Origin of the sequence: Arthrobacter sp. HMSC06H05, from assembly GCF_001807395.1 — a bacterium.
Taxonomy (GTDB): Bacteria; Actinomycetota; Actinomycetes; order Actinomycetales; family Micrococcaceae; genus Pseudoglutamicibacter; species Pseudoglutamicibacter albus.
The window spans coordinates 50,960-65,708 of sequence record NZ_KV788980.1 but is presented as its reverse complement, the minus strand read 5'-3'; the positions used below and the strand labels follow the sequence as shown (position 1 = coordinate 65,708).

13 protein-coding genes are annotated in these 14,749 nt (G+C 60.9%); 8 read left to right on the top strand and 5 right to left on the bottom strand.

Going from position 1 to position 14,749, the window contains the following annotated elements; all coding sequences use genetic code 11:
• Nucleotides 1-24 precede the first annotated feature (24 nt).
• Nucleotides 25-1,392: an MFS transporter gene (locus tag HMPREF3160_RS04440; RefSeq protein WP_070507273.1), complete on the bottom strand. Its 1,368-nt coding sequence runs from the start codon at nucleotides 1,390-1,392 to the stop codon at nucleotides 25-27.
• 102 nt (nucleotides 1,393-1,494) lie between these two features.
• On the opposite strand from HMPREF3160_RS04440, the gene HMPREF3160_RS04435 reads away from it, so the two are divergent.
• From HMPREF3160_RS04435 to mnhG, 6 genes are read left to right on the top strand one after another with little or no spacing between them, the layout of a single operon-like run.
• A complete protein-coding gene (locus tag HMPREF3160_RS04435) occupies nucleotides 1,495-4,587 on the top strand; it encodes a Na+/H+ antiporter subunit A (RefSeq protein WP_070507271.1) in 3,093 nt (1,030 codons plus the stop codon).
• A complete protein-coding gene (locus tag HMPREF3160_RS04430; RefSeq protein ID WP_070491930.1) occupies nucleotides 4,584-5,171 on the top strand; it encodes a Na(+)/H(+) antiporter subunit C in 588 nt (195 codons plus the stop codon). The genes HMPREF3160_RS04435 and HMPREF3160_RS04430 overlap by 4 nt, the downstream gene beginning before the upstream one ends.
• Nucleotides 5,171-6,919 carry a Na+/H+ antiporter subunit D gene (locus tag HMPREF3160_RS04425; RefSeq protein WP_070507269.1) on the top strand — a complete coding sequence of 583 codons (1,749 nt, stop codon included), beginning with the start codon at nucleotides 5,171-5,173 and terminating at the stop codon, nucleotides 6,917-6,919. Before HMPREF3160_RS04430 ends, HMPREF3160_RS04425 begins: the two co-directional genes overlap by 1 nt.
• Nucleotides 6,916-7,569, top strand: a complete 654-nt coding sequence (locus HMPREF3160_RS04420) for a Na+/H+ antiporter subunit E (protein ID WP_070507267.1) — start codon at nucleotides 6,916-6,918, stop codon at nucleotides 7,567-7,569. The genes HMPREF3160_RS04425 and HMPREF3160_RS04420 overlap by 4 nt, the downstream gene beginning before the upstream one ends.
• Nucleotides 7,566-7,961 (top strand): MrpF/PhaF family protein, encoded by a 396-nt coding sequence (locus HMPREF3160_RS10300; RefSeq protein ID WP_070507265.1) that lies wholly within the window; start codon nucleotides 7,566-7,568, stop codon nucleotides 7,959-7,961. The genes HMPREF3160_RS04420 and HMPREF3160_RS10300 overlap by 4 nt, the downstream gene beginning before the upstream one ends.
• Nucleotides 7,962-7,966: 5 nt before the next feature.
• Complete coding sequence (mnhG, locus tag HMPREF3160_RS04410) at nucleotides 7,967-8,389, top strand: monovalent cation/H(+) antiporter subunit G (protein WP_052048780.1); 423 nt, start codon at nucleotides 7,967-7,969, stop codon at nucleotides 8,387-8,389.
• 233 nt (nucleotides 8,390-8,622) lie between these two features.
• Here mnhG and HMPREF3160_RS04405 read toward each other — a convergent pair whose 3' ends face one another.
• Together HMPREF3160_RS04405 and HMPREF3160_RS04400 are read right to left on the bottom strand one after the other, a co-directional pair.
• The gene (locus tag HMPREF3160_RS04405; protein WP_070491942.1) at nucleotides 8,623-8,892 is read right to left on the bottom strand and encodes a DUF4235 domain-containing protein; all 270 of its coding nucleotides are present in this window, start codon (nucleotides 8,890-8,892) and stop codon (nucleotides 8,623-8,625) included.
• A gap of 10 nt (nucleotides 8,893-8,902) precedes the next feature.
• The gene (locus HMPREF3160_RS04400) at nucleotides 8,903-9,868 is read right to left on the bottom strand and encodes an aminotransferase class IV (protein ID WP_070507263.1); all 966 of its coding nucleotides are present in this window, start codon (nucleotides 9,866-9,868) and stop codon (nucleotides 8,903-8,905) included.
• Nucleotides 9,869-10,030: 162 nt separating this feature from the next.
• On the opposite strand from HMPREF3160_RS04400, the gene cls reads away from it, so the two are divergent.
• A complete protein-coding gene (gene cls / locus HMPREF3160_RS04395; RefSeq protein WP_083285420.1) occupies nucleotides 10,031-11,509 on the top strand; it encodes a cardiolipin synthase in 1,479 nt (492 codons plus the stop codon).
• Between the two features lie 5 nt (nucleotides 11,510-11,514).
• Here cls and HMPREF3160_RS04390 read toward each other — a convergent pair whose 3' ends face one another.
• The gene (locus HMPREF3160_RS04390; protein WP_070507261.1) at nucleotides 11,515-12,138 is read right to left on the bottom strand and encodes a nucleoside/nucleotide kinase family protein; all 624 of its coding nucleotides are present in this window, start codon (nucleotides 12,136-12,138) and stop codon (nucleotides 11,515-11,517) included.
• Nucleotides 12,114-12,674, bottom strand: coding sequence for a low molecular weight protein-tyrosine-phosphatase (locus HMPREF3160_RS04385; protein ID WP_083285419.1), 561 nt, complete (start codon nucleotides 12,672-12,674; stop codon nucleotides 12,114-12,116). The genes HMPREF3160_RS04390 and HMPREF3160_RS04385 overlap by 25 nt, the downstream gene beginning before the upstream one ends.
• A gap of 213 nt (nucleotides 12,675-12,887) precedes the next feature.
• Between HMPREF3160_RS04385 and dnaK the strand changes: the two genes are divergently transcribed.
• Complete coding sequence (dnaK, locus tag HMPREF3160_RS04380) at nucleotides 12,888-14,741, top strand: molecular chaperone DnaK (protein WP_070507259.1); 1,854 nt, start codon at nucleotides 12,888-12,890, stop codon at nucleotides 14,739-14,741.
• Nucleotides 14,742-14,749 lie beyond the last annotated feature (8 nt).

The following is a 14,749-nucleotide window of genomic DNA, read 5'->3' as shown; positions in this document are numbered from 1 at the left end:
CCGCCTAGCGCCGCCTAGTGCCGGCTATTTCGCAACGCGCGCGGATGCGTCCTCATGGACAGTGGTGTCTTCACGTTTGATGCCAGGCACGAGCGAGAACAACACGATCCCGACCACGAAAATCACAAGGATGCCTACGATGCCGTAGCGGGTAGCGCTACCGGTCACACCTGCGCTGTCCATGATGTTCGACGCAACGAAGCTTGAGAGTCCGAACAGTGCCGGGCCGAGGAAAGTGACGGCGCGGCCCGTGGTCGCGTAGAGACCAAAGAGTTCGCCCGCGGTGTGTTCGGTGGTACGGCGGGCGAGCAACGCGCGGGAAGAGGACTGCGCGGGGCCCACCAAGAGGCACAAGACGAGCCCGAAAATCCAGAACTGCCAGCTGTGCTGAGCGAACAACACGCCCAGACCGGCACCGATCAGCCCGAACAGCGCAGTCATGATCACCGCGCGCGGGCCCACAACGTCGTCGAGCCAACCGCCAATGAACGCGCCAGCTGCCGCGACCATGTTGCCAACCAGCGCGAACATGATCACCTCGGCCGTGCTCATCCCGAACACCGTTCCCGCGATGATCCCGCCGAACGTGAAAACAGTCGCCAAACCATCCCGGTACACCGCAGAAGCCAACAGGAACCACAACGTCGGTCGGTCCCTATGCCACAAGCCCTTGACGCTGCGCCACAGTAATACATAAGACTCACGCCAGCTCGTTTTAGGTCCCGGCGTTGCGGGGATCTCCGGGATGGTGAAGAACATCGGTGCGCAAAACACCGCCATCCACACGGCACAAAATACAGCGACCAGGCGGATGTTGAAGCCCTCGTCGGGGTTTGAACCGAACCAAGGGGTCGCAGGCTGGACGAACACGAACAAGACCACGGCGAGGGATACGATCCCGCCCAGGTAGCCGAAAGCCCAGCCAATGCCGGAGATCCGGCCGATCTTTTCCTTCGGTGCGATCTGGGGGAGGATTGCGTAATAGTTCACGCTCGCGATCTCGCTGAAGAACGTCGCGACACAGATCAGGAAGATACCCGGCCATAGGTATGCAGGGTCTGGCTTGATGAAGAAACACGCGGCGGTCGCGAGCACAATTACCGCGGTGTGGAAGCCAAGCCAGTGTTTGCGTTTACCGCTGCGGTCGGCCCGTTGCCCCAAGACTGGTGCCGTGAGAGCGATCACCGCGCCCGTGAGCGCGACCGCTAACGCAAGTGAGGATGCGTTGGCATCCGGGTCGCCAAACGCCGAAGATGTCAGGTAAACGGTGAACACAAACGTGAGCATGATGGCGTTGGTGACGCCCTCGCCCCAGTCCCATAAGGACCACGTGAAAACCTTTTTTTTAGTCCCCTGGCCATACGTGTATGGGGCAGCCGGTCTTGTGTTCATGTGAAGAGCCTATGGCGGTGTTCCGTAGAATGAAAGAGCATTGTGGACTGTTTGGTTGGGCAGTCCCGGCGTGTAACGCACTTCTATATGTAAGGTGACACCGTGCTTCCGGTCCTGCTTGCACTGTTCCTAGCGGCGTTTATAGCCCCGTTTTTAGTGCGCTGGATCGGTAGGAATGCCTTCTATCTTTTGGCTCTTGTTCCGGCAGCGGGCTTCGTGTGGCTCACTGTGGTGGCTGTGCGTGGAATGCCCGGAAAACTGGGGGTGCTGGCCCCGGGAACCGTCGGACAAGATCTTATTCATCAAGAGGAATATACGTGGATTCCTACGTTCGATGTGGAATTCGCTTTCCGCTTGGATCCGCTGGCTGCCGTTCTGAGCTTTTTGATCCTCGGCGTGGGCGCGCTCGTGTTGTTGTATTGCGCCCGCTATTTCAAATCTGAAGACGCCTCGATCGGCCCGTTCGCAGCCCAACTCACCGCGTTCGCGGCCGCGATGTTCGGCCTTGTGACCTCAGATGACTTGATCTCCCTCTTTATTTTCTGGGAGATGACCACCATCTTGTCCTATCTGCTGATCGGTTACGCCCGCTCGAGGCTCTCAGCACGCCGTTCCGCACTCACCGCGCTCATCGTGACCACCGCTGGTGGGCTTGCGATGTTCGGTGGGCTCGTGATGCTCGGAGTAACGGCCGGAACCTTCCGGCTCTCTGAGATCCTCATGATGACCGGGGACCTCACCGGCCCCAACCCCATCACCCCATCCAACGCTGTAGTCACCGCGGCGATCATCCTGATCCTGGTTGGTGCGATCTCTAAGTCCGCACTGTTCCCGTTCCACTTCTGGCTTCCGGGCGCTATGGCCGCTCCAACCCCGGTTTCCGCCTACCTGCACGCGGCCGCAATGGTCAAAGCCGGCGTCTATATAGTGGCTCGATTGGCGCCCGGGTTCTCGGACGTTCCGGGCTGGACGCTGCTCACCGTCGGCTTCGGTCTCTATACGTTGCTGCTGGGTGGCTGGCGCGCACTGCGTCAAACTGACATCAAGCTCGTCCTCGCCTACGGGACCGTGTCCCAGCTTGGCCTCATCATCGCGGTCATCGGGATGGGTACCCCATCAGCGATGCTCGGTGGGCTCGCCCTCATGCTCGGGCACGGTCTGTTCAAATCCGCGCTCTTCCTCATTGTCGGTGCGATCGACCACGGAACCGGTACCCGCGATCTACGGAACCTCTCCGGGCTGTGGAAGGCACGCCCCGTCCTGTTCGTGTGCGCCGTGATCTCCGCGGCGTCGATGGCTGGGCTTCCTGTCACGTTCGGGTTCATCGCTAAAGAAACCGCGCTCGCTGCACTCATCGATGCGCCAACCAGCGCGAGTACTTTCGTGACCCTCGTGTTCGCGATTGGCGCGGTCATCACCTTCGCATACGCCGCCCGCTTCGTGTGGGGTTCCTTCGCTACCAAGCCAGGGGTTGAGCCGACCCCGATCAGCTGGACACTACCGACCATGGCGGTGCCCATCGCTGTCTTGACGCTTGCGAGCGCGGCACTCGGGTTCCTCCCAGGGCCTGCCGATGCGCTGCTGAGCCCAGCCGCCAACGTCTTCCCGGAAGCGGAACCGCACACCGCGCCGCTTGAGCTATGGCACGGGTTCACGATCGAGCTTGCGATCACCGCAGGGATCGTCGCGCTCGGTTTGATCATGTTCTTCGCCCGGGAACCTGTATCCAAGCTACAGGCCCGCGTACCGGCGCTCATCGACGGTGAACGCACCTACCGCTACATCATCAGCGGGATCGACTGGACCGCCCACCGCGTAACAGCGGCGCTGCAACGCGGCCAGCTGTCCTACTACCTCGGCGTGATCATCGTGACTGCGCTCCTGGTGCCGACCGTCGGGGTCCTCATCGGCGGAGGCGTCTCCTTCGATCGCGGCGAGCAAACCACAACCCTGGTGTTCACCACCAAGCTCGTCAACGTCTTGATCCTGGTTGTGATGGCGGTTGGCGCGGTCGCCGCGATGCGTTCGCGGCGGCGTTTCATGGGCGTGCTCATGGTTTCGCTGACCGGCTCGGGCATGGTTGCTTTGTTCGCGTTCCACGGCGCACCGGACCTGGCTGTGACTCAGCTTTTGGTTGAGACGATCGTGTTGATCGTGTTCCTGCTCGCTTTGCGTGTTTTGCCGGCTTCGGTGTGGCAGGCTCGCCCGCGGAGACGCCGCAGCATGCAGCTTCTGGTTGCGGTCGCGTTCGGCGTGTTCACTGCGGTTGCCGGAGGGCTCGCGATGGCGGCTCGGACCGCGGACCCGATCTCGTTGAAGTATCCACAGCTGGCAGTCGGTGGCGGGCATGGCCACAACATCGTGAACGTGACGCTCGTTGATATTCGTGCGTGGGATACCTTCGGTGAGATCACGGTGCTCGCGATCGCGGCAACCGGTGTTGCATCGCTGATTTTCGTAGTGGCGCGCGGCGCGGATAGGACGAGGGTCGGTAGCGTGGCTACCGGTTCGATCGGCACAGTGTATGCCTCGCCGGTGCGTCAGCGTGTCGCGAGCGTGTTCCTCGATGATGAACGTCCGGATTCCTCCTCGGCGTGGCTTGTGGCTGGCCGGACGCTCGCCCCGGAGCGCCGCTCGATCATTATTGAGGTCATTACCCGCCTGATCTTCCACGCGTTCGTTCTGTTTTCGATCTATCTGCTGTTCGCGGGTCACAATTCGCCAGGCGGTGGCTTCGCAGGCGGGTTGCTGGCAGGCCTTGCGCTCGTGCTGCGTTACCTCGCTGGGGGCCGTGTTGAGCTTGCTGAAGCGATCCGTGTGGGTCCGGGCGCGCTCCTCGGCACGGGTTTGACGCTCGCGGTCATCGCCGGTGTTGTGCCGCTGTTCTTTGGCGGGCAGATCTTCCAATCCGCGGTCATCGACTTCACGTTCTTCGGGGAACACCACTTTGTGACCTCAACGGTCTTCGACATCGGTGTGTACCTCATTGTGGTGGGCCTGGTTCTGGATGTGCTGGAATCCCTCGGTTCGGAGCTTGATGTGCGCTTGGACGCGGAAATTCATCACGTACATGAGGCGAAACAAGCGTTGGTGGGCTTCGAGGGGCAAGCGGTCCGCGGCCAAAACATGATGCGAGGCAGCCTCAGCGATGACACAGCTGAAGGAACCGGGGCAAGCCCGGAGGTGAGTCGATGACGATCGATGTGACGATGCTGTTGATGGTCGCGGTGTTGGTCTCCGCGGGCATCTATCTGATGCTTGAACGCACACTGACCCGAGTTTTGTTGGGCACGCTCTTGTTGGGCAATGGCGTCAATGTTTTGATTCTGACGGCCGGTGGGCCGGGCGGCTTGGCCCCGATTGTGGGTGGAGAAGTGCCTGCGGAGGATTATTCGGATCCGCTCCCGCAAGCGATGATCCTCACCGCGATTGTGATTTCGTTCGCTGTCACGGCGTTCTTGCTGGGCATGATCTACCGTTCGTGGTGGCTTTCGCGTGCCGATGAGATCCAGGCTGACGCCGAAGACGTGCGTGTTTCGCAGGAAGGCATTGTGCACGACCCTGAGGAAGACGGCGAGATGCCCGTTGAGGACTCCGAGTTCGCTACCCAGGATGAAGTTGATTCCGATGACGATGGCGGCTTGGGGGAGGACCCTGAGAACTGCACACCGGCGCAGGCTGCTCGGACGCGTGCGGAGGCACGCAGGGTTGTTGATGAATATATGACCGAGAAGGCGCGGGAAGCTGAACGCGAAGAGCAAGAGAAGGGTGAGCGCTGATGAATTGGGATGCGTTGCCTTTCGATGTTGTTTCGCTGACTCCGCTGGTGGTTGTGCTGCCGATCCTGGGTGCAGGGTTGACGTTCGTGTTTCAGCGTTCTCCGCGTGCTCAACGGTTTGTTTCGATCACAACGCTGTCGCTTGCGTTGCTGATCGGTTTCGTGTTGCTGTTGCGGTCTTATTCGTTGGGTGCTGCCGCGGTCACGATGGGTGGCTGGGCTCCACCGTTTGGTATCACGCTCGTAGTGGACGAGTTCGCGGCATTGATGCTGGTGGTCTCGAATGTGGTTTCGCTTGCGGTGCTGATTTATGCGACGGGGCAGGGGTACACGGACCAGAACGGTGATGGACCGATCTCGGTTTTCTATCCGACCTACATGTTCTTGGTTGCGGGTGTCTCGAACGCGTTTATCGCAGGTGACTTGTTCAACCTGTATGTGGGTTTCGAGATTTTCCTGACGGCCTCCTACGTGTTGATCACGCTGGGTGGCTCGGCTGAGCGTGTCCGCGCCGGCACAACCTATGTGGTTGTTTCGGTTGTGTCTTCGATGCTGTTCCTGATTTCGATCGGTGTGATCTATGCGGCGACGGGCACGGTTTCGATGGCGGATGTTTCGGATAAGATCGCTCAGCTCGGTCCGACAACCCAAACGTTGCTGCATCTGATGGTTTTGATCGCGTTCGGTGTCAAGGCGGCGGTGTTCCCGCTGAGTTTCTGGCTGCCGGACTCGTATCCGACCGCTCCGGCGCCGGTCACGGCGGTGTTCGCGGGCTTGCTCACCAAGGTGGGCGTGTACGCGATTGTGCGTACCGAGACGCTGCTGTTCCGGGACAACGATCTTTCGGCTCTTCTGATGTGGGTCGCGGTGCTGACGATGATCGTCGGAATTCTGGGTGCGCTGGTCCAGACCGAGATCAAACGTATGCTTTCGTTTACGCTCACCAGCCACATCGGCTACATGGTTTTCGGCATCGCACTGGGCACGCAGACCGGTTACGCTGCCGCGATCTATTATGTGGCGCACCATATTTTGGTTCAGACTTCGCTGTTCATGGTTGTGGGGTTGATTGAGCGGCGCGGCGGCACCTCGAACATCGAGAGGCTGGGTTCGCTCGCTAAGCTCGCTCCGTTCTTGGCGGTCCTGTATTTCATCCCAGCCATGAACCTTGCCGGTATCCCGCCGTTCTCAGGCTTCATCGGGAAGGTCGGCTTGGTTATCGGAGGTGTCGAGGACGGTACGGCGATGGCGTGGGTCAACATCGCGGCCTCGCTGCTGACGAGCTTGCTGACGCTGGTCGCGGTGGCTCGCGTATGGAACCGTGCGTTCTGGCGGCGTGCCGAGGACGCTGAGGACGCGGACCCGATGCTGCTTGAGGCGATGAACAAGAAGTTCCGCCGCGTACGCACCTACGAGGCGGTAGCCCAGTTCCCGGATTCCCGTTATTCAGACCGCGGCGATGTCAAGGTCCTGCCAGGCATCATGGTCGGTTCGACAGCGGCGCTGGTGTGCGCATCGTTGTCTTTGACGATCTTCGCGGGCCCACTGTTCCAGCTGACTGACAAAGCATCAGCCGCGATGGTCGAGGGCAAGGAGTACCGCGTGGCCGTGTACGAGGCCTCGAACCGCGCGGAACCGGAACGCGGCGGCCCAACAGATGGTGAACGGCGCACGCTGGAGAACCCGAGTGGGGTATCCAAGTCATCCGGGGTATCCAACCCATCCGGTGAAGGTGGTGCAGGCAAGTGAAGCGTTTCGGGAAAGTGACGCGCCGCCTCCTGGTTGAGCTACCCCTGCTGGTGTGGCTCGTGGTGCTGTGGTGCATCCTGTGGCAGTCCTTCGCGTTGGCGAACATACTGTTCGGGTTGGCGCTCTCGCTACTGATCGTGCGCGTGTTCCGTTTGCCGCCGGTGGTGCTTTCGGGCCGTTTCTCGCCGGTGCGTGGGTTGGCGTTCCTCGGCTGGTTTGTGGGACAGATTGTCTCTGGTTCGCTCCAGGTCACGTGGGTTTCCTGGAGGCAGGGCAAGGACGTCACGAACGCCGTGGTTGAGGTTCCGTTGCGTACCCGTGACGACTTGCTGATGACCGCGGTGGGACATGTGGCTTCGCTGATCCCGGGCTCACTCGTGGTTGATGTTGATCGCCGCCACGGGACGCTGTACCTGCATGTTCTGGGGATCAGGAACACGGAAGACGCGAACAGGTTCCGGGCCGATGTCCTGGAGATCGAGCGACGGCTGATCTATGTGATGGGTTCGCGCGCGGAGCTGGATCTGTTGCGTAAAGAGGAGCTACGTGTGGCGCGTGAGCTGGTCGCTGCGCGTCGTGAAGCTGATGGCTGGCATTCGGTTGATGCCGCGGTCGATGCTCAGCGCGGTAAGGGAGGTGACGCCCGATGATGTGGTGGACTGAATACGGTTGGTTCGGCTGGGCCGCGATGGTGGCTGCGGTCATATTGGGTTTGGCCGCCATCTTGACGGTGGTGCGTATTGTGCGGGGGCCTTCGCTTCTGGACCGGATTATCGCCTCGGATGTTTTGCTGGTGATTATCTCGTGCGGCCTGTTGATTTGGATGGCAGTATCGAGTGATTTCTCTTCGTTGCCGATGGTCTTCTTGGCATCGGTGATCGGCTTCTTAGGTTCGGTGACGGTCGCCCGCGTCACGGCCTCTTCTGCTGCGACTCAGATGCCCGTTGAAGGAACGGGCACGGACGCCGCCGGGGACGCGACGCCGGGCGCAGCGCAGGCTCCGGCAGCGCAGGCGCCGGCTGAGCGGGGTGATTCGGCGTGAACTGGATGCTGTTTTGGGACATCGTCGCCGCGGTCTTGATGATCGGCGGCAGCCTCATGAGCTTGTCTGCGGCGATCGGTATGCTCACGTTCCCTGACGTGCTCTCCCGTATGCACTCGGCGGCTAAACCGCAGGTTTTGGGGCTGTTGATGATGCTGCTTGCGGTAGCGATCAAAACCACGGTGTGGCAGTGGATCCCGGTTTTGGCGTTGATCTGGCTCATGATGCTTCTGACCAACCCGGTCTCGGCTCATATGGTGGGGCGTGCCGCGTACCGTTCTAAGCATCTGAAGCGGGCGACGCTGATCGAGGACGACCTTGAGGCCGTGGTGAAGGCCGCCGAGGACGCGGAAGACCACCGCACGCCGCGAGGTGAAGCGTTGCACCACCCGACGGCTGTCCAGGCGGAAGTCGACGGCCATCACTAGGGCAGTGATCAGTGAGTTGAGCAGTGATCACGAGGCGGATATGACCGCCACAACTGACAGCGCTAGAGCAATATTGAGTGGCCTCGCGTCGATGTCACTGCTGACGAATTAGGCGTTCCGTACACGTATTGGGGCCTCGGCGGTTTCGCTGATACGAGCACTGCTCCCCATGAGTTGGGCGCTGTTGACACAGCCCAACTCATGGGGAGCAGTTTATGTTTGTCCGGGAGGGTTTAGATTTCTTCCGGGTTGTCTTTAGAGCGCTTGGCGGCCTTCTTAGAGCCCTGCTCGATCGAGGTCTGGATCAAAGCCATCATGCCAGCGGAGATCGCCGCAAACAGGGCAACGCGGGTAGCGGAGGCTTCTTCGCGGGCTTCCTTGTTCTTCTTCGTTGGAGCGTCGGCACCAGTGACCTGGGCCCATACGTTCTCCAGAACACGGGAACCCACGATTCCCGCAACGAGCGAAAAGATGGACGCGAAAATCTTGTTCAAAGCATTCACGGGTTCCACACTACAGCGTTTGTTCGAGCGCGTGGGAAAGAATCCGATGTAATTGCGCATCCACACCGACTTCAACCCCATCCACATGCGAGACCGGGCGTAGCATCTTGACCGAGCTCGCAAGCCACAACGCATCCGCCGTGAGCAGGTCGGCAGGCCGCATCGGAACCGCAACGACCTCCCAGCCGAGGGCGCGGGCGGCCTCAGAAACCGCCGCGACCGTCGTACCCGCCAAGCCGCCAGCCTCGACGCTCGGTGTACGCACAACAATCTGCCCGGAGCCTTCGCCAGAGCGATACGAAGCGACCACGGAGGCGGTCAAGCCGTCGAGGATGAGACCGTCGCTGGTCACGAAGATCGCGTCATCGGCGCCGTGCTTCTTCGCGTACGTCAACGCGGCGACGTTGACCGCATAAGACAGCGTCTTAGCGCCCAACAGCAGCCACGGGGCGCGCTGTGCCGCGCCCGAATCGTATCCGCGATCAAGGGTCAGAACCTTGATCGGTTTCGGGTCCGGATCCCTCGCAGGGACGGGGGAGAGGGTCACAAAACACGCGGGGCCTGTGCCAGGAGCTCCGCGGGTTGCGACGCAACGGATGGACGCCTCGGGTTCGCCATCCGCATCCTGACCTAAGAACGCATCCAGGCCCAACGCGATTGCGCGCTCCCACACTGCGGCCGGCGGAATCTCGAGAGCAAGCGCCGCTGCCGAGCGCTCCATCCGCGCCAAATGTTCGATCACAGACCGGATCCTGCCGCGCCGGTACAGCAATGTCTCGAATACGCCGTCACCGCGGGTCACGCCCGCATCGTCAAGCCGCAGCCAGCCCGCCGCAGGATCAACGCAACGAACAGACCAACCCGCGCCCGCATCGATAGCCGCCGGCGCATCGGAGGCTGCTGGCTCTGGCACAGTTGCGGTACAGGGCTCGATCCACACCGCGACCATCGAATTCGGCTTCTTCTGCTGGCTCATGAGCCCTCCGCGTGTAGGCCGCCACAAAGGATTATTGTCTCAGCGTACCGGTGTACAGCGCGTTCACAGATAGAGTTACACGTATCGGTATTTATTGAGGCGGCTCACATGCGGGCCGGTTGATGCGGCGACGACAGGGAACGAACGCGAGAGGACTCCCGGATGGGCGATATCTGGCTTTTGCCAGCGAATTGGCCTGAGTGGCTCACGTACACGTTGCTCACGGTGGACTTGCTGATCCGTATCGCGATGCTCGGTATTGTGCCTGGGGGCCGCCGCCCCACCACCGCGATGGCGTGGCTGCTTGCGATCTTCCTGTTGCCCTACGTCGGCCTGATTGTTTTCTTGCTGTTCGGTTCGCACCGGCTCAACAGGCCGCGGCGTGAACGCCAAGAGGCCGTCAACCGGGAGATCATGACGGCGGTCGGCCCGGACCCGCTCGATAGAGTTCCCGGCCATTTCCCGCGCTGGGTCACGAGTGTTTCCGAACTTAACCAGAACCTGACCGGCTACCCGCTGGCTGGCGGTAACCGGTTCCGCTTCGACGCCGACTATAAGAACATCCTGAAGACGATGGCCGAGGACATCGACTCCGCCAACGACTACGTGCACGTCGAGTTCTATATCGCCGGTATTGATCAGGAATACACCGAGCCGGTGTTCCAAGCGCTCGAGCGGGCTGCCGCTCGCGGGGTCAAGGTGCGTTTCCTCTTCGATCAGATCGGCAGCTGGCGCTTGCCCGGTTACCGGAAGATGAAGGAACGCCTCACTGAGGCAGGCATCGAGTGGTACCGCATGCTGCCTATCGCGCCGTCTAAGTGGCGTTGGCGCCGCCCGGACCTACGTAACCACCGCAAGATCCTGGTGGTCGATGGCCGGGTGGGCATGACCGGTTCGATCAACCTGATCGAACCAAGTTACCTGCGCCGTTCCGCGCACCGAAAGGGGCGTGAATGGATCGACATGATGGCCCGCATCGAAGGCCCGATGGTGGACCACCTCGACCTCATCTTTGCTACAGACTGGTATCTCGAATCCGGTAAGAAAGTGTTCGATCAGCTCCAGTTCGCCGAACACGACCGTCCCGCGGACACGCTCGCGCAGATGATCCCTTCTGGGCCGGGCTATCCGCAGGAGAACAATCTGCGCATGTTCAACACGCTCATCTATAACGCCAGACGGCAGGTGCGCATCACTACCCCGTACCTGGTTCCGGACGATTCGCTGCTATATGCGTTGACGACTGCCGCACAAGCCGGGGTGGATGTGGAACTGTATCTGTGCCGCGAGGGCGATAACAGGATCACCAACCACGCGCAACAGTCCTACTACGACACCCTGTTGGAGGCGGGCGTGGAGATTTACCGGTACCCGTCACCGGATGTCCTGCACTCCAAGTGCGTCACGGTCGATGACACGGTGGGTGTGTTCGGTTCCTCCAACATGGACATGCGCTCCTTCAGTCTCAACAACGAGATCACCGTGTTGACGCTGGGCAGTGAATGTGTGGCCTCTCTCAACGAGATCATGGATTCGTATAAAGCCGAATCGGAGCTACTCACGAAAGAAGCGTGGGCTTCGCGTTCACGCATCGAACGCTGGCTGGATAACGTCGCCCGCCTCACTGCAGTCGTGCAGTAAGCGCGCTAGCTAAAGTCGTGCAGTAGCGCGGTGAGCCAGGTGCGGGCCTGGGCGAGCACGTCGCTGGCGCCTGCTTTGCCGTTGTGCCTGACATCGACGTTGTCGCCTTCATTGACGCTGATGCTGATGTCGTTGGGGCCGTCGCTTGCGGCGGGTAGCTGATCTTCTTGTGCGGCCCAGGTGTCCCAGTGGGGTGCGTAGGTTGCGCCGTCGCGGGCGAGTGCGCGTTCTTTGCGGGCAGCGGTCTCGAGTGTGAGTGTGAGTGTTCCGGCGAGGAAGGGGCGTGCGGCGGGATGTCCGGCGCCGACTCCTTCGATGATGATGATGTCCGCGGGCCCGAGTGTGCGGGGCGCACCGTGGCGTGAAGTGTGCCAGTTCCAGGGTGTCCAGATCGCCTTGCCGTCGCGCACGAGAGCGGGCAGGACCTGTTGCGTGTAGGTTTCAAGGCCTGCGGCGAGGCCGTCCCAGCCGGGGTAGAGCTCGTCGAGGTGGAGCACATCGACGCTATGGCGCTCGCCGTGTAGCCCTGCGTCCCGGGCCCATTCGGCCAACCGCAAGCTCAGGTGTGTTTTCCCTGTCCCTGAACGGCCGTCGAGCGCGATGATCAGTGGCTTGCTTCGCGTACCCATTCGATGATTCCCGGGATCGCGGCGGTGATTTGCTCGCGCGTGATTTCGAAGTCGCTGATGTCGCCGTACCAGGGGTCTGCCATGCGCAGGCTGCTTTCGTCTTGGTGGGCCGCGCCTGGTTCGAAGGAGCGCAGCATGCGGATGCGGGAGCGGTTGATTTCCGCAGGGGCGAGTGCGCGCAGGGTTTCGATGTGGCGGACGTCGGCTGCGAGGAACAGGTCGGTTGCTGCCCAGTCGTTGTCGTTGAGTTGGCGGGCTACGTGCCCTTTCGCTGTGAGGCCGAGTTCGTTGAGCATGCGTTCGGTGCGTGGGTCGGCTGGGTTGCCGGCTTCTTCATCCGATGTACCGCACGAGTCCACGCGAACGTTGGTGATGCCTGCGTTGGCGAGTGCGTCTTGGAGCATGTAGTGGGCCATCGCGGAGCGGCAGATGTTGCCGGTGCACACCACAAGGATTGTGAACGGGGCATGGTCTGCGGTGTTCTTTTCCGTTGTGGTGCCGGGCTGGCCGGCGGTGGTTGAGTCGTTTTCCAACATGAGTCCAGACTAGCTAAACCAAAGTTGAGCTGAGGTGACTCAGGATAAGTTGACAAGAGTCGGCTCATGTTACATACTTGAGTACAGATGGCTCAGGTTTGGGGCTTCGGTTGGTGAATCATCGGACGGTGAACTATCAAGGGCGAAGCCCAAGCGTTGAGTCGAATAGACAAATGAAGGCCGTTGATCAAGCGGCCGGAAAAGAGGAATTCAATGGCACGTTCTGTAGGTATTGACCTCGGTACTACCAACTCGGTGCTCTCCATCCTTGAAGCTGGCGAGCCAACCGTGATCGCTAACGCTGAAGGTTCGCGTACCACCCCATCTGTGGTTGCCTTCTCGAAGGGTGGCGAGGTCCTGGTGGGTGACATCGCTAAGCGCCAGGCCGTCAACAACGTTGACCGCACCATCTTCTCCGTCAAGCGCCACATGGGCACTGACTGGACCATCGACATCGATGACAAGAAGTACACCGCGCAGGAAATCTCTGCACGCATCTTGATGAAGCTCAAGCACGATGCGGAAGATTACCTCGGTGAAAAGGTCACCGACGCCGTGATTACGGTCCCTGCATACTTCAATGACGCCGAGCGTCAGGCAACCAAGGAAGCCGGCGAGATCGCGGGCCTCAAGGTGTCCCGCATCGTCAACGAGCCAACCGCGGCAGCCCTGGCTTACGGCCTGGATAAGGGCAAGGAAGACGAACTCATTCTGGTGTACGACCTCGGTGGCGGTACGTTCGACGTCTCACTGCTCGAAGTTGGCAAGGATGAAGACGGCTTCGCAACCATTCAGGTTCGCGCAACCGCAGGTGACAACCGTCTCGGTGGTGACGACTGGGACCAGCGCATCGTCGACTGGCTGCTCGAATCCGCCAAGAGCAAGGGTGCTGACCTGTCCAACGACAAGATCGCTCTCCAGCGTCTGCGTGAAGCCGCAGAGCAGGCAAAGCGCGAGCTGTCCTCGGCAACCAGCACCAATATCTCGCTGCAGTACCTCTCGGTGACCCCAGAGGGTCCGGTCCACTTGGACGAGCACCTCTCCCGCGCTAAGTTCCAGGAACTGACTGCAGATCTGCTTGAGCGGACCCGCAAGCCATTCAATGACGTCATCGCGGAAGCCGGCGTGAAGGTCAGCGACATCTCCCACGTCGTTCTCGTGGGTGGCTCGACCCGCATGCCAGCTGTTGCAGAGCTCGTGAAGGAAATGGCAGGCAAGGAGCCGAACAAGGGCGTCAACCCAGACGAGGTTGTCGCGATGGGCGCGGCACTGCAGGCAGGTGTGCTCGCAGGTGAACGTAAGGACGTTCTGCTGATCGACGTGACCCCACTCTCCCTCGGTATCGAGACCAAGGGCGGCGTCATGACCAAGCTGATCGAACGCAACACCGCTATCCCAACCAAGCGTTCCGAAACCTTCACAACCGCGGAAGACAACCAGCCATCCGTGTCGATTCAGGTCTTCCAGGGCGAACGCGAATTCACTCGCGACAACAAGCCACTGGGCACCTTCGAACTCACCGGCATCGCCCCGGCACCACGCGGCCTGCCACAGATCGAGGTGACCTTCGACATCGACGCCAACGGCATCGTGCACGTCTCCGCTAAGGACAAAGGCACCGGAACCGAGCAGTCCATGACCATCACCGGCGGCACCTCGCTGGATCAGTCGGACATCGACCGCATGGTCAAGGAAGCTGAAGAGCACGCCGCAGAGGACAAGGCACGCCGCGAGGCGGCCGAGACCCGCAACGCTGCAGAGTCCGCTGCTTACTCGGTGGACAAGCTCATCAAGGACAACGCTGACAAGCTGCCGGAGGACGTCAAGAACGAGGTCCAGGCTGATGTCGATGCGCTCAAGAAGGAACTTGAAACCCCTGAGGGCAACGACGACGAGGTCAAGGCCAAGTTCGAGAAGCTGCAGCAGTCCCAGACCAAGCTGGGCGAGGCTCTCTACGCACAGGCTCAGTCTGAGGCTGGCGCTGAGGGTGCGGCTAACGCCGGCGGCTCGGATGATGACGACGTTGTAGACGCCGAGGTCGTTGACGAAGACGAAGACCAGAAGTGAGGTAGTGG